This window comes from Pseudoalteromonas sp. R3 (assembly GCF_004014715.1).
Taxonomy (GTDB): domain Bacteria; phylum Pseudomonadota; class Gammaproteobacteria; order Enterobacterales; family Alteromonadaceae; genus Pseudoalteromonas.
This window is the reverse complement of sequence record NZ_CP034835.1, coordinates 1,199,082-1,222,849: the sequence shown is the minus strand read 5'-3', so window position 1 is coordinate 1,222,849 and position 23,768 is coordinate 1,199,082. Positions and strand designations below refer to the sequence as shown.

Sequence of the window (23,768 nt, the reverse complement as noted above, 5' to 3'; positions counted from 1 at the left end):
TTATAACCACCCACTTTCTTGCTCATCCAGCATTATGTCGATTTCTTCGGCCATTGACGCAATGTCGCCCAGCTCAAACAAATCAGCCACATTCAGCTCTAACTCAAAGGCATCATTGATCTTCGAAATCAGCTGCATCGCTAACAAAGAGTGACCGCCCAGTTCGAAGAAGTTACTGCGGATACTGATCTGCTCCAGGCGAAGCATCTGCGACCATAGTTCGGCCAGTTGTTGCTCCGTATCTGTTTCCGGTGCGACATAGTTATCCACAGTACACTCGCTGAGGGTCAGCGCCTGCAGGGCTTTATCGTCGCGCTTACCATTGAGATTCACCGGCATTTCTGTCACTAAGGCATAATGCCCTGGCACCATATATCCGGGTAACCCTGTACGAACCTGTTGCCAGATATCGCCAAGTTGCGTCTCGTCGGCGCCCTGGGCCAGGCATACATAAGCACACAAGGTAGGGACCGCAAAGTCCGTTTTATTGACCAAGACCGCGGCCTGGCGCACCGCAGGATGCAATTCAAACTGTTGTTCAATCTCCTGCAACTCGATGCGGAAGCCCCGCAGTTTAACCTGATGATCTTTACGTCCCTTGAAGTAACACATGCCATCCATACCAATCCGTGCCATATCACCACTGCGATAGTATCGCTGTTGCGACTGCGGATCTGTGATAAAGGCCGCTTCAGTGGCTTCAGCGTTATTCTGATAGCCAATACCCACACTCGGGCCATGCCAGCACAACTCACCCACAAATCCAGATGGCAGACGCTGCCCTTGTGCATTGCGGATCGTATACTGGGTGCCACCCAGAGACAGGCCGATAGGAATATCATCGTTCAGCTGCAATGTGCGCGGAACCGGATAATAACTCGACAAAACGCTGTTCTCGGTCGGACCGTAAACATTGTAAACCTCAACCTCAGGGTCTAGCTCAAATAAACGTCGCACCGACTGAGTCGGGAAAACATCTCCCCCGATCAACAAGTGACTAAAGCCACAAGTGCCTGTGAGCTGCTCGCACCAGGGTTCGAACAGTGCCGGGGTGATCAACGCGGTATTCGCACCACTTTGCTTCACCACCTGCTCCAGCTTATCTATCTCAACATGACGACCCGGATAGAACACCACAGCACCGCCGTGGACCAAAGGTCCCCAGATGTCAAAAACAGCCGCATCAAATGCCAGTGACAACAGCTGCAATACCCGGGTATCGCGATTGAACGGGCAGAATTCCAGCTGGGTCAGCATAGAGAAAATCGAGCCCTGGCTGATCTTCACCCCTTTCGGACGTCCAGTGGTACCTGAGGTATAGATAATATAAGCCAGATCATCCGGGTGGTTTTCGACCACAGATACAGCCGTGCCGTGAGCCTCTGGAAGTTGCGCCGCGGTGTAAATCGGACACGGCAGTTCAACCTCAAAGTGTGAGGCTTTCAGCAACATACGACATTGTGCGTTATCTACAATGTAGCTCAGCCGGTCCATAGGAGCGTTCGGGTCAAGTGGCACATATGCTGCGCCCAGCTGCATAATGGCCAGCTGCGCGACCACCAGCTCAAGCGAGCGGTCAAACATCACTGCCACCTTATCACCGTGACTCACGCCTTGCGCCGCCAGGCGTTGCATCAGTGCGTCGGCCTGCTCGATAAGTGCGCCATAACTGAGCTGCTCCTGAGCATAGAACACCGCAGTATGTGCGGCATCCTCCAGCGCAAAGGCGCGGATCGCCGCAGCGATGGACTGTGGCCCTTGCGACGAGTGACAAATTGCCTCGGCAATCGGCTCATCGCTGAGCGTATGCTGTGACAAAGCCAGCTGTGGCGCATCAACTATCCCTTTGAGCAAGCGATTAAAGGCCTCAGCGGCGATTTCTATGCTCTGCTGAGCAAACAAATCACGGCAGTAACCCCAGGTGAAGTACAGACCGGTATCAGATTCATGGGCTGTCAGTGACAAATCAAACTTCACATCTGACTCAGCCGAGCGCTGATAGTCCTCAACCACCAGCTGGTCCAGACCATAATCCGCCGACTGATTGTTCTGTAGTACAAAGAGCACCTGGAACAATGGATGATAAGCCGTGCTACGTTCTGGCTGCAGTTGTTCTACCAGCAATTCAAACGGCATATCCTGATGCGACTGAGCATCCAGATGCATTTGCTTGGCGTCGCGCAACGCCTGCTCAAAACTCGGGTTGTCATCAAAGCGGTTGCGCAGCACCAGGGTATTTACGAAGAACCCGATCAGGGCTTCGACATCTCGCTGGGTGCGGTTTGCCACCACGGTCCCCATCACAATATCGGTTTCATTGCTCCAGCTGCTTAGCAGTGCCGCAAAGGCGGTTTGTAACGTCATAAACAAGGTTGCACCATGACGTTGCGTAAGCGCTTTAAGCCCTGCCAGGGTCTGCTGATCCAGTTCAGTACCAATAAAGTGCCCACGGTGCGACTGGGTTTTCGGTCTGGCAAAATCCAGCGGCAAACTGTGCACCGCCGGGATATCCTGAAGCTGTTGTTGCCAGTAGTCACTTTGCTGTTCAAGCACCTCACCGCTGAACCAGCCGCGCTGCCATGCGGCATAATCCCGATACTGTACTTTTAGCTCAGGTAACTGCGGTTGTTCACCACGTACCAGCGCGGTATAGAGATAACTGAGCTCCTGCCAGAAGCGTCCGATTGACCAGCCATCACAAATCACATGATGGAAGACAAAGTTCACCATGTGGCGCTCTGCACCTATAGTGGCGACATGCACCCGGAACAGGCTGTCTCCTTGCAAATCAAACGCACGGGTCGAAGTTTCATTCACCCAGTCAGCGATGCTGTGTGCATCCCCTTCCAACTCTGCCAGCTCAAGCGCAACCTGAGTGTGGTCAGTGCAATACTGTAATAGTGTCTCGCCCAGCACAAAACGTGTCCGTAAGCTGTGCTGACGTGTCACGATTAAATCTAGCGCAGTCCTGAACATAGCCAGGTCCAGCGGCCCTGAGATGTCGTACGGATAAGGCATGTTATACAGCCCGGACTCAGGGTTAGACTTGGCAATAAACAGCAGACGCTGCTGTGCATATGACACCACAGACGGGCTGTTATCTGCCAGCACCTGAATCTCCGTCATGCCTGAAGTCGCACTCATTGCACTGAGTCGCTCGCAGAACTGCGCCAATTTTGGTGCTTCAAAAATGGTTCTGACCGGCACTTCCAGCGTCAGCTCATCCCGGATCCGCGAGACCAGCTGAATGGCTAACAATGAATGCCCGCCCAACGCAAAGAAGCTATCGTCCAGGCCAACTTGCGTCTGACCCAGCAACGACTGCCAGATTTTCGCAAGCTGCAGCTGCAATGGCGTTTCAGGTGAGCGATACGCCACGTCTGATTGCCAGCTAGGCTGCGGCAGTGCTTTACGGTCGACTTTACCACTCATATTCAGTGGCAAGGCATCAAGCTGCATCCAGGCTTTAGGCACCATATACTCAGGCAGCAAGGCACTGAGCTGAGTCTGTAGTGTCTGACTGTCGAGCGTCTGCGATGCACAATAATATGCCACCAAAATGGCCTGCTGCTGCGCATCTTGCCTAATCACCACACAGCTTTGTTCAACCCCATCAAGGCGCTGCAGACAGGATTCAATCTCCGCAGTTTCAATCCTGTAACCGTTGAGCTTCACCTGTCCGTCGTTACGGCCAAAGTACAGGATCGTACCGTCATTGAGCCAGCGTACCTGATCGCCCGTGCGGTACATACGTCCACCCGGATTACCGTATTCAGGCAGGTAACGGCTCCCGGTCTGCTCAGCGGCAGCACCAAGGTAGCCCAGCGTGACCCCTTCACCCGCAATATACAACTCACCCACAGCGCCAACTGGTGCAAGCGCCTGTTGCTCATCCAGTACATACAAACGAGTATTGTGAATAGGTTTACCCAGGGCAATCGCGGCCCCCTGTGGCGGCTCTGCAACAAAGTTAAAGGTACAGCCAATGGTGGTTTCAGTCGGACCATAGTGGTTGTAGATGCGGGCCTCAGGCAATAAAGCACGGATCCGCTCATAGGTTTGCACCGTGAACTCTTCCCCTCCCATCATCAGTGTGTGTGGCTGAGCTACAGGCGCACTTAACTGAGACAGCAGAACCTCTATCTGAGTCGGCGTCACCTTAATGTACAGCGGCACGTCACTGTCTGTCAGGATCTGCGCGGCACTGAGATACAGGTTATCATTGTCAGCGATATGGACTGTTTTACCCCTCAGTAACGGCAGGTAAATATTCGGGATCGTACCGTCAAAACTGACCGAGCTCATCAGCACTGACCCTTCCAGGTCAGACACAAAATAGGTGTCTAACGCCTGAGCCAGATAATTGGCAATATTGGCGTGACTGATCATGACGCCCTTTGGCTGACCGGTAGAACCTGAGGTATAAATGACATAGGCAGGCATCAGTGACGACACGGCGACATCAGGTGCAACAGTCGCACAGGCGCTCAGCTGAGCCTGCCACTGCGGACAGTCAACTAAGCAGCGTGTTGTCAGTGCCGGGAACTTCTCGCTGTCAGAGTGTGAAGTGATCACACAAACAGCCCCGGAATCAGCAACCAGATAGTCAATCCGTGACTGCGGATACTCAGGGTCAACAGGCAGATAGGCACCGCCGGCTTTTAATACCGCCAGCATACAGGCTATCAGCGTAATCGATTTATCCAGGCTCAGCGCAACCACATCACCTGGCTTCACGCCCTGTGCAATCAACAGATGTGCCCATTGATTAACCAAAGCGTCCAGTTGCTGATAGTCTATCTGCGCAGCGCCCTGACGAATAGCAATCGCATTAGGTGTCGCCTTAACCTGAGCACTGAACCAGTCATGGAAGGGCACCTGCTCAGTAAACTGACGGCGGGTATCATTCCACGCGGCAAGCTCTGTATGTGCCTGCGGGTCGATCATGTCCAGTTGCGCCAGCGGAGTATGGGGCTGGTTCACAACCGCCCGGGCCAGCGTAGCAAAACTACGTGCCATACGTTGTATGCTCTGCTCGCTGAACAAGTCCAGGTTATATTCCCAGGCCAGTACCACACCGCCCTCAGGTTGCTCTATGGTCGACAACTTAAGGTCAAACTTACTGGTGTCCCTGTCATATCCCATAGGTTCAACCGCCAGATCAGCGACCTGCAATTCGTCAAATTCATTGTTCTGAAGCGCAAACAGGATCTGGAACAATGGTGAGTGACTCAGGCTACGCTCTGGCTGAAGCACTTCCACCAGGCGCTCAAATGGCATGGCCTGATGCTCAAAGGCATCCAGGATCATCGTGCTGGTACTTCTGAGGTTTTCAACAAAGCCCTGCGACAATGCCAGACGGTTACGCAGCACCACAGTATTGACGAAAAAGCCAACCAGAGGTTCAATTTCAGGTCGTTCACGTCCGGCAACGGGTGTGCCTATCATGATATCGTCCGTGCCACTGTAACGGGCCAGCAACGCCGCAAAGAGCGATTCCAGCACCATAAACAATGAGCACCCCTGATCCAGCGCCAGTGTATTGAGCATCGCACTGACATCACTATCCAGCTCAGTAATAAACCGTGCGCCGTTAAAGCTCTGTACCTGAGGTCGAGGCTTATCCAGCGGCAGGCTGTGCAGTTTAGGAGCGCCGTTAAGCGCTTCTTTCCAGTATTGCTCTGAGCGACTCAGCGCCTGTTGCTGCGCATCCTGATGTTGCCACTGCGCAAAGTCTTTATACTGAATGGCTAATGGCTCTGCATCCGGCACCTGATCGGCACACAGCTGCTCATAATGAGCGAACAACTCACGCTCAATCACCGCAAATGACCAGCCATCAACGGCAATATGGTGGATCACCAGCGCCAGAACATATTCCTGTGTGGCCACTTTATATAACACCGCCTGTACGGGCAGATCTGCTGCCAGGTTAAAGCAGGTCGCAGACAACTCGCGAAGCGCAGCGTCCAGTGCCTGTTGCGGGTCAGACAGACCACTCAAATCACGCAGGGTGAGCTGAGCTTGTCGCTGTGTAATACGCTGGACAGGCCCCTCTGTGCCCTGTTCGTAAACTGTACGCAGAATATGATGACGGTCACTCAGGGCGGCAAAAGCGGCTTGCAGTGCAGTCACTTTAAGGGCACCACGAAGGCGATAATTCGCCGGTACATTGTAGTTGCTGCTGCCCTGCTCCAACTGGTCGATAAACCACAGGCGACTTTGCGCATAGGACAAGGGATAACAGGCATCCGGGTTAGATACCGCACTTATCTGCCCCAGCTCACTGTGTGCAGCCGCATCAATGGCCAATGCCATGCCGTTCAGAGTCGGTGTCTCGAATACCTGTTTAACCCCAAACTCGATGGCAAAGCTTTGCTTAACCTGAGTCACCAGGCGCATTGCCAGCAAAGAATGCCCGCCCAGAGTAAAGAAGTTATCCCCTTTGCCCACTTGCTCTACTGACAGCAGCTGTTGCCAGATCTGCGCCAGTGTTTGCTCGGTTGGCGTCTGAGGTGGCTCATACTGCACCTGCTGCTGAGCATCAGGCTGTGGTAGCGCACGTCTGTCGACTTTACCATTATCGGTAAGCGGTAGTCGCTCAAGATGATAGTAAAGCTCCGGGCACATATAATCTGGTAAAGCACCTTGTAATGCCGCCTTTAGAGCTTCATCACAAGGCTTATCCGCCACATAGTAAGCAATTAAACGGCTTTGCTGGTGTACCGTCACCAGGGCTTCACTCACGCCCGGGTATTGGTTCAGCAGGGTTTCAATTTCGCCCAACTCAATACGGAACCCGCGCAGCTTAACCTGGGTGTCGCTGCGGCCAACATAGCGCAACTGGCCCTGCTCATCGAGCTGCACCAGATCTCCGGTGCGATACCAGCGTTTGCCCTCTGCCATCTCGACAAAGCGCTCACCGGTCAGTGTAGGATTATTCAGATAACCCAGCGCCACGTTCACACCACTGATAAATAACTCACCCACGCACCCGGGCAACACAGGCTGAAGATGCTTATCCAGCAGGCGTGCTTCATTACCCGGCAGTAGCTGGCCAATGGGTGGCAACTGCGGCCACTGAGCCGGCTCTCCCCGGAGTACATACTCGGTCACAACATGGGTTTCAGACGGACCGTAATGGTTAATCAGCGTGCAATTCGAGTACCGAGTGAAGAAGCGGATAATATCAGCACTGATCTGCAGCTGCTCACCGGCTGTCACTATCTCACACAGCGCATCCAGTGAGACACCAGACGCCAGCGCCTCGCTGCACATCACCTGCAAAACGGCAAATGGCACAAATATCCGGGCGACTTGCTGTGTGGCAATCACATCCAGCAATGCCGCCATATCGGTACGGGTATGCTGATCGACTACCACCAGCTCAGCGCCTGTGGTCAGTGCCGTGCAGATCTCCTGCACAGACACATCAAAGTTCAGTGAAGCAAACTGCAGCGTTTTTGCCGGTGCAGACAGCACACTGTTGTCGCGGCGCTGGAACGCCAGCAGGTTTGCCAGTGTACGGTGAGGCACCACCACCCCTTTGGGTTTACCCGTTGAGCCTGAGGTATGGATCACATACGCCGCATCATCCGGATCCCCCTGCCAGTGAGGTGCGCTTGCTGCCACGGTACTGGTCAGTAAGGCTTCAATTTCCAGTACCCGAGCGACGTCAGGGTGCTGCGCTGATGGCGTGTTGTTGCTGATCAGCGCAAAGGTCACCTCATTGTCGTGGCAAATGGTGTCGATACGAGCCTGAGGCCATTGACTGTCAACGGGCATGTATACTGCGCCCAGACGCCAGACTGCCAGCATCGCCAGCACCGCATTGATCCCCCGCGGGACCATCACTATGACTTCACTGCCGGGCTCAACACCTTGCTCGAACAAAGCGCCGCTCAGATGCTCAACCCGCTCAGCAAGTTGCTGATAGGTCAGGTGTGCCCCCTGGAAACTCAGCGCACTGTGTTGTGCGTATTGCTCCGCGGCGGCCGTAAATAAAGGTATAACCTGTGACTGCGGCGTCACTTCAACAGCGGCAGTTGTCAGCTGGCTTTGCGCTGGGGTAGCCAGCGAGATATCCGCAATACGTTGCTGTGGCATATCCAGTAATAAGTCAATCAAACGGTGCAGCGCCGCATCAAATCGGGCGATCCGCTGCGCGCTGAACAGATCAGTATTGTACTCCCAGGACAGACCCAGACCCGACTCATTTTCCATCGCCGTCAAGGTAAGGTCGAACTTAGCCAGTGCCGCTTTACTGCGCTCAATATCAATTTCGAAGGCGCTGTTGTCCAGCTCAACCGCTTGGTTGTTGTGCAGTACAAACATGATCTGGAACAGCGGACTGTACGCCAGACTACGTTCCGGTGCCAGACTTTCAACCAGTGCTTCGAAAGGCACATCCTGATGGGTCTGCGCCTCAAGCATATAAGCCTTGGAACGAGCCAGCACATCCATAAAGCCATCCTGCGCCTCAAACTGAGTACGCATGACCAGAGTGTTCACGAAAAAGCCCACCAGGTCCACCAGCTCTTCACGGCGGCGGTTCGCCACCGGTGTACCCAGCACAATGTCATCCTGATGACTCAGTTTGTGCAGTAATACGCTGAACATAGACTGCAACACCATGTACAGTGTGCTGTCTGTTTGCTGAGCCAGAGACTGTAACTGAGCAAGCTGTGCATGACTGAGCTGAGACTCATGCCAGGCACCGCGATAACTTTGTTTTGCCGGACGAGGCTGGTCGGTCGGTAATTCATGCACCGCGGGGATCCCTGCCAGTGCCTGTTGCCAGAAGCCAACTTGTTGTTCCAGCTGTGCCCCCTGCAACCAGCTTCGCTGCCACATTGCAAAGTCAGCGTACTGCACACTCAGTGTTGGCAATACGGCCTCACGCCCTTCAACCAGCGCTTCGTAAAGACGAATAAACTCATTGGTGATCAGGCCCATAGACCAACCGTCGGCAACAATATGATGTACCGTCAGCAACAGCTTAAAGCAACATTCCTGCTCTTTGAGCAAGGTGACATGCAACATAGGGTCACAACTTAATTCAATCGCCAGAGTGGCGGCCTGCGTTGTTGCCAGGGCCAGCTGCTGCTGTTTCTGTACTTCAGGCAAGGCACTCAGGTCACGATAATCCAGCGTGAAATGACTGTCATCATGGGCAATTTGTCGCGCCTCTCCGTCATGGTTGACAAATTGGCTGCGCAACACTTCGTGACGCGTCAGCAGCTGAGCAAAAGCCAGCTCCATAAGACTGACATCCACCTCACCACGGATCGCATACACCATCGGGATATTGTAGTTGCCGCTGTTGCCTTCCAGCTGGTTGATAAACCACATGCGCTGCTGTGCATAAGACAGCGGAGCCCCTTCAGCAGGACGCGCCTGAACGCTCAACTGAGCACCAACAGAGAGCTGCTCACTGCTGTCTATCAGCAGAGCCTGCTTGGCAATGGTGTTGGCACTGAATACGGATTTAACCGCCAGCTCCACGTTAAACTCAGCAATGATGGCCGTCACCAGACGCGTAGCCAGTAATGAGTGACCTCCAAGGTGGAAGAAGTTGGCTTCGGTACTAATCGACTCTTTGTCCAGCAAACGTTGCCAGACAGCTTGCAGCCGTTGCTCTGTTGGCGTAGCCGGAGCGACATACTCATCCTTCACCGCCACATCAAATGCCGGTAAGCGACTGCGGTCCACCTTACCATTGGGTCGATAGGCAAAGCTGCTGACACACATAAAGGCATCCGGCAACATGTAATCAGGCAGGGTCTGAGCCAGCTGCGCTTTGATTGCCTGCAACAGGGCCGATTGCTGACAGGCAGGTACCTGGGTCAGCAGATACGCCTGCAGGCTCTGCTGCTCAGGCACATATATGACAATGGCATTCTGGACATCACTGTGACGCGCCAGCTGCGCTTCTATCTCACCGATCTCAATACGGTAACCCCGGATCTTAATCTGATAATCTTTACGGCCCAGGCAATGCAAACGACCCGCCTCATCAACCCGACCCAGATCGCCCGTCGCATAAGCCCGGCCAATCGGTGTTTCAATAAAGGCACCAGCTGTTTGCTCCGGACGATTAAAATAGCCAGTTGCCAGACCGTGGCCTGTGATCACAATTTCACCCACCGCGCCCTGCGGCACCGGATTGTGGTTAGCATCCAACAACACCACCTGGGTATTGGCAATCGCAGCCCCGATAGGCGCATATAAGGTATCGGTAAGCGAAGTATCAGTGACAACGTAATGAGTGACATCTGACATCACCTCAGTGGAGCCATAGAGATTCACCAGCTGAGTATCGCCCAGTGTAGGCAATACCTGACGGGCCAGTGCCGTCGCCAGCGGCTCACCACTGACAAACCAGTAGTTCAGCGCCGGTAATCTGAAGCCCGTTTGCGCCATATATTCATTGGCAATATTCAGCAACGACGGCGCCGTAACAATACGGGTGATCCCCTGCTCACTCAGAGCCTGCAGCAACTGAGGTACCTGCTTAACCAGTTCGCGGTCTATCAAGTGCAGCGTCACGCCTTGCAGTAACGGCGTGAACAATTCCCATACCGCCCGGATAAAGGCCATTGATGTAATATGACAGGCCTGCTCATCGTCCTGATACGGATAGGCTTGTGCCATCCAGTTAACCCGGTTCAGGGTGGCGCCATGGGTTCCCAGCACCCCTTTTGGATTACCCGTTGAGCCAGAAGTAAAGATAATATGGGCGCCATCATTGGGTGTCAGGCTAACCTGATAGCAAGGCGTTGTTGGTTGAGCCGCAACCGCGCTGGCAGATTCCTTATCATCCAGGGCACAAACCTGCGCTTCAACCTGCCAATCTAAGACCTCACTGCCCGCATTGCTGAGTACCCATTTACAGCCAACTTCATCAATCATAAATTCGCAGCGCTGTTGAGGCAGTTCAGTAGAAACAGGAACATAGATTGCACCCAGCTTGATCACCGCCATAATGGCGACAATCCTGGGCAACGCCCGGGCCATACACACGGCGACCCGATCGCCCTGCTCAACCCCCAGCGTACTAAGGAAGTTCGCCACCTGTGTGGCCTGCGCATCCAGCTGCTGGTAAGTGAGGCGATGCTCACCAGATATCAGCGCAGGCTTATCGGCACACATCGCCACCACCTGCTGCCACTGAGTCAGTATGGTGTCAGTTTGCGATGGCAGAGCCAGAGGCTGCGGCAGCACCGCGTTGTCGCTCCAGGCATGGCTCAGCAGCGATTGTTCCGGGTTATTGCAGCCCAGAGCCAATAGGTGTTCAAATTCAGCGGCAATCATGCTGATTGTGCTGGCTTTAAACAACCTTGCATCGTACGCCCAGGTCAGTTCATATCCCTGTTCACGGCGCGACAAATACAGGGTCAGATCATATTTGTTATCGAACTCGCCCAGCGCAAGCCCTGATACATCCAGTCCGTCCAGTGCCAGTTCGGGTTGGTCATGACCATCGAAATTAATCATCACCTGGAACAGTGGCGCATGTTGCAGGTTACGCTCCGGATTGAGCACTTCCACCAGCCGCTCAAATGGCAGGTTGGCATGCTCATGCGCCGACAGGTGGTGCGTTTTTGCCTGTTGTAGCAGGTTCGTCAAACTCGGCGAGTCACTTAAATCCAGACGCAGCACCACCGAATTTAAGAACAAACCAATCACATTTTGCAACGCGGCATCGTTGCGGTTAGACACCGGTGTGCCAACCACAATATCCGTCTCATTACTCCAGCGAGCCAGCAGCGCGGCAAACACGCTATGCAACAGCATAAACGACGACGCCTGCTCATTTGCAGACAGCGCATCAATTTGTGCACTGAGCCCCCCGTCAAGCTGGTGGTGATGGAACCCACCCTTAAATGACTGCGTGCTGTCGCGCGGCTTATCCAGTGGAATGCTGTGGACAGTTGGCAGACCTTGTAACTGTGTTTGCCAGTACTGTTCGCTGTGCTCCAGCGCTGCCAGGTTCTCAGGCGCGCGTTGCCAGGCAGCAAAATCACGATACTGAAGGTCCAGCTCTGCAACTTCAAGCGGCGTGTGCGCACGGCGCGCATTGTAGGCGCTGAACAGTTCCTGCTCAAAAATCGCGAACGATCCGCCATCGGTTGCTATGTGGTGCATACAAATCATCAAAATATGATGCTGCTCAGCCACTTTACACAACTCAGCACGGATCACCTCGCCCGCCTGCAAGTCAAACGGCCGGGCGTTAAAGGCATTAAAGTGTGCTTCTGTCTCTGTGTCGCTCAGTGTGCACTGAGTCAGGGTAAAGGATAACTGCGCCGGGCTCAGGCTACGCTGACGTACAACCTGTTGTTCCCCTTCATCTGCAAACACCCGGAACTGAGTGCGCAGGCTGGCCTGTCTGGCGACAAGCCAGTGTAGCGCTTGTTCCATCGCAGCGACATCCAGTTCCCCCTTGAACACATAGGCTGCCGGCATATGGTAACTGGTGGCGTCCGGGTTAAGTTGCTGCATAAACCATAGTCTTTCCTGTGCAAAGCTCAGCGCACACCACTGGCCTTCCTCAGTTGCAGCAGTCAGTTTCAGGTGCTGCTCTGTGGCCTGCGAATCATCAATCAGTGCGGCCAGTTTGTTGATGGTGCTGTGACTGAAAATGACTTTCAACGGCAGCTGAAGCGAGAACGCTTTTTCAATGGCAATTAACAGGCGTGTCGCCAGCAGTGAATGTCCGCCCAGTTTAAAGAAGTTACTGTCGATACTGATCTGCGCTTCGTGCAGTTTCAGCAGCTCGGCCCACACAGTGACCAGGAAAGTCTCTGTCGGCGTACTGGCCGCTACAATCACTTCATTCATAGTGACTGAACTTTGCAGCTGCTCAAGCACGCGAGCCTTGTCCAGTTTACCATTGCGGGTCAGTGGCAGGCTCGCCACAAAGGCATAGCGCTCTGGTACCATGTAGGCAGGCAACTGCGTGCCCAACGTCTGAACCAGGGTACTTTGCAGTGTTTCATTTGCCTCACCGGACTCACACACCACGGCCGCGGCGAGCTGCTGCTGCCCCTGGCTGTCTGTAAAGGTGAAGCAACGTGCCTGAGTAACTCCCTCGCATTGCTGCAATGCCAGGTCAATTTCACTCAACTCAACACGGAAACCACGGATCTTAACCTGATCGTCACTGCGGCCCAGATATTCCAGCTTACCGTTACCATTGAAGCGAACTCTATCGCCCGTGTTATAGCAAGGCTGTCCGCTGGCGTGCGTATAAAAACGCTCCGCAGTTAACTCATCGCGGCCCAGGTAACCCAGGGCGACCTGCGCGCCACTGACATGCAACTCACCGATGGCACCTCGCGGCACCGGCTGACCATAGGGATCCAGAACATGCAGCCCACACTGGCCCACAGGGAGACCAATAAAGGCAAAACCGGGCTGGCTAAAGTCGTCGACAAACTCCGCACAGGCTACATGGGTCTCTGTCGGACCATAATGGTTCCAGAGCTTGCTGGGGTAGCGGGTAAACAGCGCCGCGATGGCCTCTGAGATATACAAGGCTTCACCGGCAACAATGATCTCATCCGGCACCGCATCATAGTCGTTACCCAGCACTTCTTCAGCCAAGATTTGAAGTACCGCTGGTGGACAGAACAAACGCTCGATTTTGCGTGCACTCAGTAGCTGAGGCAGCTGCGCCAGATTGTCTTTTTCTTCTTCGTTTATCAGTACCAGCGGACTGAGTGTGAACCAGCTGGTGATCAGTTCCTGCACGGACACGTCAAAGGTGAGAGGCGTAAACTGCAAAGTTCGCTTCGCACCAGTGAGCCCATGCGTGCTTTGCTGGGCAACCGCCAGATGACATAAAGTACGATGCGTTTGCACCACCCCTTTAGGCTCACCGGTTGTCCCTGAGGTATAAATCACATAGGCCGCGTCATCACCCTGAATGGGTTCTTCACTGCGATAGAGGCTGTCGTCCAGCCCCTTCAGTTGCGACTGTAGCGCCGGCCAGGTGAGTGCCAGACAGTTTAATTCAAGCGTGTCGATTAGCTCTGCGAGGCTGGCGTCGCCTCGGGTGTCAATCACATGTTCAACGCCACTTTGCTGCAGAATATAGCGCAGACGCTGCTCTGGCAGTTTAGGGTCCAGAGGCAGATACGCCGCGCCCAATTGTAGCAGGGCCGCAATGGCCAGATAGCTGGCAGGTGTGCGTGCATAAGTCAGTGCCACAACCTGGTGTTGCCTGACCCCGTGCTGTGCCAGTAAACGCGCCAGCTGGCTGGATTGAGCCACAAACTCACCATAAGTCAGTTGTACCTCACTTGATTCTAACGCCAGGGCACCGGGCTGGGTTTGGGCGCTTAACCGCAAGACATCGGCGACAGACTGAGGTAAGTGCGCCACGTCTGCAGCGTCGCAGGCGTCCTCAGCGTTCAGCGGCAGAGACAGCAGCTGTGCATCTGGTGTCGCCAAAGCTTGTTCACATAGAGCCACAAACGCCTGTGCCAGTGATTCTATGGTCGCTTTGTGGAACAAGTCACTGTTATATTCCCAGTCGAGACGGATCTGTCCCGCTTGCTCAACTACCGACAGTGTCAGGTCAAATTTACTCTGATCAAAGTTAACCGGGTGCTCACGCAGCTCGACCCCATCCAGTAACCAGGCGCTATTGTGCTGACTCTGAACCACCAACAGGATCTGGAATAGGGGGTTATAACGATTGTGACGCGCCTCTTGTAAATCTGCCACCAGGGTTTCAAAAGATACGCTTTGATTATCAAACGCAGCCAGTGCAGTGTCGCGGCTTTGTGCCAGCAATTGTGCAAATGACATAGACAGATCTGTGTCCATACGCAGGACCAGAGTATTGGCAAAGAAGCCTAACATGCGCTGCGTTTCCAGCTGTTCACGATTGGCCACAGGCGTGCCGATAACAATGTCGCGACTGCCACTGAACTTGCTCAATAGCGCACTGAGTAAGCCATGCATCGCCATGAAAGTACTGACCCCCTGGCGTTCACAATAGGCTTTCAGTGTCTCGCTGCATTGTTCGCTAAGCTGATTGAAAACCACCTGACCACTGTGGGTCATTTCCTGAGGCCGCGGCTTATCCAGCGGCAACTCATGCACCGGTGGTAGCTGTGCCAGCTGCTGATGCCAGTAGGCCCGTTGTGCGGCCAGGTTTTCAGGGTGACGTCCCTGATGCTCCCACAGCGCATAATCAGCATATTGCAGTGCCAGCGGGTTCAGGCGTTCGCTGTCTCCCCTGTGGCTATACAGCGCATCCAGCTCAGCAATGAATATCTCCATGCCCGAACCATCCATCGCCACATGATGGAAGTTGAGTAGCAGGGTGTAATGATCATCACCACGGATAAAGACATGTGCACGCAGCAGCACATCCTGCTCCAAGTCAAATGGGGTCACCGCCAACTGTTCAAGCAGACCGGCAAATTCTTCTGTACTGTATTCACTGGCATCGAGTACTTGTGGCTCAAATGCACTGACCTCCTGGATATACTGGTAAGGCCCCTGCTCATCCCGACGCAAGCAGGTGCGCAGCACTTCATGACGCTCAACCAGCGCCGTCAATGCCTGCGTCAGCGTCGTTAAATCAAGCGCACCATAATAATCAAATGCGAAGGGCATGTTGTACTGAGCACTGCGCCCTTCCATCTGATCAACCAACCACAATCGCTGCTGCGCATCACTTAATGGCAAACGCTCCGGGCGCGGCGCCTTCACCAAAGGCAGATCCTGAGGCAGCTGTTGTTGCGACGTCAGCGCACGTGCCAGTGCCCGAATGGTCGGCATTTTAAACACATCAGATACGTTCAATGTACATGGCTGGGTTTGCTTCACCCGGGCAACCAGTTTACTCGCCGCCAGAGAATGACCACCCAGGGCAAAGAAATTGGCCTCAACGCTTACCTGACCAACATCCAGTGCAAGAATTTCAGCCCACAGCGTTTGCAGCTGCGACTCCAGGTACGTTGCCGGCGCCTCATAATGCGCCTGCTCGACACTGATCGCAGGCAACGCCCGCAGGTTAATTTTGCCGCTCACAGTATAAGGCACCTGCTCAATCTGAACATAGTAACTTGGCTGCATATAGTCAGGCAGTGCTTGCTGAGCCAGTGCCCGCAAGCGCGTCGTAATGTCTTGCTCGCTCAGTGTGCCTGCCGCGACGAAGTAGGCAACCAGATGCGAGCCCTGCACTGTTAATATTACTTGAGTCACAGCTTCGCTGCGACTGAGTACCGTTTCAATCTCGCCCAGTTCGATACGGAATCCACGCAATTTGACCTGCTGATCGATACGGCCAAAGAATTCCAGATTGCCATCATGATCCCAGCGCACCAAATCGCCACTGCGATACAACAAACCTGAACCAAATGGATTGTTAATAAAGGCTTTTTCACTCTGTGCCGGATTGTTGAGATACCCTGCGGCAACACCCGCACCGGCAATATACAACTCCCCTTTGGCCCCGATCGGAACACAACGCTGCTGTGCGTCCAGCACGTACAGCTGGGTATTGGCTATCGGACCGCCCAGATGGGGATGCGTGCCTGTGACCTCAGTCTGCGTTACTTCGACGGTTGTTTCAGTCGGACCATAGGCATTAAAGAACACGCGACCATGTTGCTCACTGTATTCACTGAGCTGGCACCAGAGCTTACGATTCAACGCTTCGCCACCGAGCATCAGCGATGGCATCGGTTGCTCATGACACTCCAGCATTTGCTCCGCAAAAGAAGGCGTGGCAAAGCTGTAGTTAATACTGTGAGCCTGACAGAACCGCATAAAGGCATAGGGGTCACGGCCCGTTTCATGATCAGCAATGACCAGACACCCACCAAATGCCACTATGGCCAGACCAAACATAGACGCATCAAATACTAAAGGAGCACGCCAACCCCAGCGCACCGTAGCCATGTCTACCGTTGCAAAGGTCCGCTGTGTCCAGCTTGTCAGTAGATGCGCCAGGTTTTGCTGACTGATACACACGCCTTTGGGCTCTCCGGTAGAGCCTGATGTAAAGAGCAAATACGCCATCTGTGCATATCGCTCTGGCACTCGGTAATCACAGCCAGATGGGATAGTTTGCAGGCTGACAATCTCGGCAATTCCCTCAAATGCCTGCCCGGCATCCAGGTGCTGAACCAAGAGCAGACGGAGCTGTGCCTGTTCAGCTATTTTTTCAACCCGGGCACGAGGGTAATCCAGCGCCAACGGCACAAAAGTCGCGCCACACAACTGGGTTGCATAAATAGCCACGAGCGCATCTGCGCTGCGCGGCAATAGCAGTCCCAGATTCTCACCAGGCTGCACACCCAGTGATTGTAAATACCCAGCCAACTGCGTGGCGCGTGTGTGTAGCTGACTATAAGTCAGGGTCAACTCGCCCTCTTCAATGACGACTTGCTCAGGGTTTTGGGCAACACGCGCTTCGAGCATAGTGCGCAAATCCGCCTCGTACTGGCAGGGTGCTCCTTTACCCAATGCCTCAATGGCACGCCACTGAGTGTCATCAACCAGTGCAGGCAATGATTCGAATGGCGTACTGCTGTGAGCCAGTAAGTTGCTGAGTCCATCGCTCAGATAGGTCAGCAGGGCTTGTGCTGTCGCAGCCTCAAAAATGTCCGTACTGAAGTCAATTTCCAGCAGGATATCGCCATTTTGCTGCTCTGTTGCATTGAGTGTCAGGTCAAATTTAGCGAAGCTGTTAGGCTCTTCCAGCGTTTCACAGCCAAGCTCTCCCAGAGAAATCGCCGCACTATGCTCAGCCGTCAGATAACTGAACATAATCTGGAACAACGGGTGAAGGTGTGCAACCCGCTCCGGATTTAAGGTTTCAACCAGTGTCTCAAACGGGAAGGCTTGATGCTCATAAGCACTCAGGAAGGTACTATTTTGCGCTTTGACCAGGTCATTAAAACTGAGCTGAGGGGACACCTGCGCACGCAACACAACACTATTTACAAAATAGCCAATCATGTGTTCACAGCTCGCCTGCTGGCGGTTTGCCATTGGCGTGCCCATCACAATGTCTTGTTCACCACTGAACAGTGACAATACCCAGGAGAAAGCACTCTGCAACACCACAAATGGGGTGGTTTGCTGTTGTTGAGCAAACTCGCGGATTGCACTCACCTGCTCCACTGGAATGCGTCTGCTCAGAGTCTGCGCACGATAGCTGGCATCAACCGGGCGCGGTTTATCCAATGCCAGTTCATGATGCAGTGGTAAGTCTGCCAGCTGCTGTTGCCAGTACTTCGCCAGCTTATCCATATGAACGGGATCGTCGAACTGTGCTTGCTGCCAGCGTGCGTAGTCATGGTATAGAGGCAATTCAGACTCATCAGCGTGCCCAGTACGATAAAAGTGATCCAGCTGCTCCAGAATCAGTCCCATTGACCAGCCGTCTGCCGCGATATGATGAATACACAGCGCCAAAACGTACTCTTGTGCACTCAGGGTGATCAATTTTGCGCGCAGCATCACCGGACTTTGCGGCGTCAGGCCCTCATGAAGTTGCGCAAAACTGTTAGCCAGTGCCGTGTCGCGTTGCTCTGCCTCACACTCTGACAGGTCATCAAACGTTAGCACGCTATCGGGCTGGGCACTGAGTTGTGCAACCAGCTCATTACCTTGCTGCACTACTGAGGTTCTCAGTACCGGATTGTGCTCAAGTAAAGCACATAAGGCTTGGTCCAGACGTTCAGGGTCTGGGGAAGCATCAAAGCGCAGGTAAAGCGGAATATAATAACCCGCCTGATCGTCACTCATCTCACAAGCCAGCCACATCTGGCGCTGTGCCATAGACAGCGCTGGTTCATCACAGTGTGAACGCGTAATTTCGACACTGTGGGTAATCTGCGTGTGCTGCGCAATCATCCCTGCCTGAGCCTGAATGCTCGCATACTTAAAGACACTCGCCAGTGACCAGTCACCCCCAAACGCCCCATTGATCAACGTGATCAGCTTAGCTGCCAGCAAAGAATGTCCGCCCAGCGCAAAGAAGTTGGCCGTTGTACTTATTTCATCGGCTTTGCGGCCCAATACCTGAGCCCACAGCTCCACCAGTTGTTGCTCTGTTTCATTAACCGGCCCCAGATACGTCTGCTCAACGATATTTGCTGCAGGTAACCTGCGCTTATCCACTTTCCCGTTTACGGTTAATGGCATTTCATCAAGCAAAATGCACTGTGAAGGCACCATATAATCCGGCAACTTTTCACTCAGATATTGTGTCAGTTGACGATCAAGATCGCCTGTCGCAGTTTCTGGTGCCGTAAAGTAGGCAATCAAATGCTGCTCAACAACCTGCACGCAAGCTTGCTTTACCAGACCGCTGTTGCTCATCAAGCGGGTGATTTCTCCCAATTCAATGCGCAAACCGCGTAGTTTAATTTGGTCATCCGCCCGACCCATGTATGTCAGACGGCGAGCTTCATCCCAGCGTACCAGATCGCCACTGCGGTACAGTTTTCCTGCACCAAACGGGTTATTCAGGAAGCTGTCCCGGGTTTGTTGGTCACGATTCAGATAACCCAGAGAGACCCCGCTACCTGCGATGTAAAGTTCGCCTTTCGCACCAAATGGTTGCAGACGCTGGTAAGCGTCAAGCACATAAAGCTGGGTGCTGGCTACGGTTTGCCCCAGATGCGTTGTGTCGCCGGTTACCTCAGTACAGGTCACATAAACCGTTGTTTCCGTTGGTCCGTAGACATTATAAGCCCGGTGTCCCTGTTCACGTAGTGCAACCAGTTGTGACCAAAGGGGCTGCTCCAGCGCCTCTCCGCCCAGCATCAGGTCCGGGGTAGGCTTATCCTGTGGCCAGGCATCGAGCATCAGCTGAGCAAACGAGGGGGTTGCAAAGGTCAGATTGATACCCTGTTGCTGAACGAACGCCGCATATTTAAGTGGATCCCGGCTGGTTTCTCTGTCACACACCCATAACTGACCGCCCAGCGCCAGCGTCGCCAGACCAAGCACCGAGGCATCAAAGACCAGCGGGGCACGCCAGCCCCAGCACACATCCCTGATATCACGTCCTTTAAGTACAGTATCGTGCATCACTCCAATAAAGTGAGCCAGGTTGCCATGGCTCACCTGCACCCCTTTAGGTTCACCGGTTGAGCCAGATGTAAACAATATATACGCAGTATCTTGCGCGCTTATATCCACGCTCTGATAGCGATTATGATCAGCACTGAGATTTTCCAGCTGATGGACTGGACGCTCACCCTGATACAGTTTTTTCTGCGACGCTCGACTGATAATAAAACGCACATTCGCCTGCTGGCAGATGTTGTCTATCCGCTCAGTCGGATAGCTTTCATCCAACGGGATATAGACGCCGCCACAAAGATGAATGGCCTGTAGCAAAGCCACCAGCTGAGCATCTTTGGGGAGCAACAATGCCAGCGCATCACCCGGATTTACACCCAGCAGCTGCAGACCCGCAGCATACTGTCTGGCCTGATGATCCAGCTCGGCATAACTCAGCCGGGCATGTGCATCGTGCACGGCAATGTGCGCCGGACGAGCGGCAGCCAGTTCAAACAAGCGCTGTGGCATGAGTACCGGCTGCACAGGCTGCTCAGGCCCGTGACCCAGCTGCTCGCGCACCACAGGAACTTGCTCTGGTGCCAGTAAATCAAGCGTATTGAGTGGCTCAGAAGGCGCGGCGCAACATACTGAGATAATATGCACGAACTGAGACAGCAAGCTGTTTATCATCGCCTCACTGAACAGCTCCGTGGCGTAATCCACTTCAATGCTCAATGCGCCAGAGTCGCGCTCTATGATGTTCAGTGACAGGTCAAACTTAGCGGCACTTTGCTCAGGAGGCAATGTACTTACCCGGACACCCGGCAAGGCAAACGACGTCAGACGTTCATCACTGGATAAATAATTGAACATGATCTGGAAAAGCGGATGACGACCATGTACACGTTGCGGCTGTAAGAGCTCAACCAGCTGTTCAAATGGCATTTCCTGATGCTCATACGCATCAAGGATCATGGCTCTTTGTCGAACAAGCATAGCGCTGAAACTGTCCGTCCAGTCCACCGCGCTGCGCAACACCACTGAATTGACGAAATAGCCAATCAGTGACTGAGTTTCTTCATGACGACGATTCGCCATCGGCGTACCCATTACCACGTCTTGCTCGGCGCCAAATTGTGCCAGCAGTAACGCAAATGCGCTCTGTAATGTCACAAACGAGGTAACATCCTGGGCACCAGAGAATGCTTTCAGCTGCTGGTTTTGCTTTTCATCAAGTGTCACCCGACAGGTATGCGCGGTATGCAGATCCCCCTCAGGTGCGCCATCTATCGGCAAACTGTGTAAACTCGGTAAATCGGTGAGCTGCGTCTGCCAGTATTCACGTAGTGACGGCAGCACATCTTGCTCAGCAAAGTGCTCACGCTGCCAACGTGCAAAGTCACTGTATTGTAACGTCACGTCATGCTGAGCTGTGGGGTCAATATATAAAGCGGATAATTCATTACCCAGCAGCTCGACAGACCAGCCATCCGCTGCGATATGATGACACCATAATCTCAGCTCATACTGCTCAGTACCGAGCGTAAACAAGACGGCATGCAGCATAAGATCGCTGGCAGGTGTTAGTGTCGTTGCCACTTGCTCTGTCACTTTGGCAATGGCCTCTTGCTGCTGCACGGTATTGTACTCACGCAAGTCAACCTGACTTAAAACCCTGTCCGGTGCCGGATTTACCCTGGCAACAATCCCCTGCCCGGTACGCTCAATGGAAGTACGCAACACGGTATGACGAGTGAGCAGGCTAACCAGCGCTGTATCAAGCCGGGCAGCATCAACCGAGCCGTGCAATGCCAGGTGTAGTGGCAGCAAGTACCCAGCCTGGTTGTCGCTCATTTCACAGGCCAGCCACATTTGTTGCTGCGCAAATGACAAAACCACATCTGCATTGGGAGCAAGTTGTATTTCACTACGCACAGCGCTGTCGGCAGCCTGAGGCGCTGGCAACAGCGCAGCCAGTGCTGCAATGTTTGGATTGGCAAACAGCTGTGTCATTGTCAGCGGATAGCCAAACACTTTCTTGATCATGCTGAGCAACTTAGTGGCCAGTAAGGAATGGCCACCCAGCGTAAAGAAGTTGCTTTGCACACTGATCTGCGAGGCGTCCAGCGTTAAAACTTCTGACCACATTTCGCAGAGCTTCTCCTCGGTACCATTGCTCGGTGCAACATACTCATCAGCACCACTCGCCTGAGGCAGCGGCAATGCTTTTTTGTTGACCTTGCCGTTCAGAGTCAAAGGTAGCTGAGGTATAAAAACAAAGTGGGTAGGCACCATATAGGCCGGGAGCTGCGCATTCAGGTTCACCTGTAAAGCACGCTGCAGCTCTACATGTGCGTCCTCTGCAGCACCACCCACTGCCACATAAGCAACCAGTTGCTGACGGTGCGCAGTCACAAACGCTTGTTGCACGGCCTCATGCTGAGCAATAACAGATTCGACTTCACCGGGCTCAATGCGATAGCCACGCAGTTTTAATTGCGTATCTGCACGTCCCTGGAAAGTAAGCTGCCCTTGTGTATTCCAGCGTCCCAGGTCACCTGTTTTATAAACCAAACCAGGACCGTAGGGGTTCTCAATGAATTTTTCCGCGGTCAATGTCGGCTGGCCCAGATAACCGGCTGTGACACCACTACCTGCAACCCATATCTCGCCAATTGCACCGCGCGGTAACAAGGTACCACAGTCATCGACCAGATAAATCTGCGCATTGCTTGCCACCTTACCGATACTTGGTAAAGCCGATGTGCTGATATCACAGCATGTGGCATGTACCGTGATTTCAGTTGGACCATAGTAATTGATGATGCTCAACCCGGTTTGAGCGGCAATCTCATTGAGGCGCGCCCACAGAGACGGTGAAATCGACTCGCCTCCCATCCCCAGGTTTGGCATCTGTGCAACATCCGGCCATTGCTCGATAAATAGCTCACAAAATGAAGGGGTGACACAACAGTGAGTGAGCTGATGCTGACGACAAAACTCCGCATAACGCTCTGGATCCTGACAGGTCGCTTCGTCTGCCAGTACCACAGTTGCACCAGCAGCGACAGCGCCCAGCCCCAACATGGAGCCGTCAAAGACAAACGCCAGGCGCCAGCCCCATCTTACGTTGCTGGGATCATGCGCCGAGAATGTATCTGTATCATTGGTGGTTAAAAAGTAGCTTAAGTTACGCTGAGTGACGACAACTCCTTTGGGTGTGCCAGTTGAGCCGGACGTAAACAGCATATAGGCCGTATCTTGTGGACGGTTGACTACCGGCTGACAACGCAACCCCTGTGCAATCGCAACCCGTACATCGATAAATTCACACGCCAGTTCCGGGGCCTTGGCAACTTCCGATACACTCAACAACCAATGGATACCTGCCTGGCTGGCGATATTATTAACTCGCTCAGCCGGGAAGTGAGTATCAACTGGAACAAACGCCGCGCCACATAAATGGCAGGCATAGACAGCGACAATATACTCAACACAACGAGGCATCATCACGGCAACGGCATCACCTTGCTCCACCCCGTTACTTTGCAAGTAACCAGCCAATGCACGGGCCTGTTGTGCCAACTCCCGGTAACTGAGAGAACGATTATCGTCAATCAGCGCCGGGCGGCCGTCACATTGCTCACTGAGGCGGTTCAGACGTTGCACAAAGAATTCATCCAGCTCACACTCTTCCCCTTTGCCAAGTGTCAGCAGCGCCTCCC

1 protein-coding gene is annotated in these 23,768 nt (G+C 53.6%); it reads right to left on the bottom strand.

Going from position 1 to position 23,768, the window contains the following annotated elements; genetic code table 11:
• Positions 1-23,757 (bottom strand): non-ribosomal peptide synthase/polyketide synthase, encoded by a 23,757-nt coding sequence (locus ELR70_RS10205; protein ID WP_277749881.1) that lies wholly within the window; start codon positions 23,755-23,757, stop codon positions 1-3.
• Positions 23,758-23,768 lie beyond the last annotated feature (11 nt).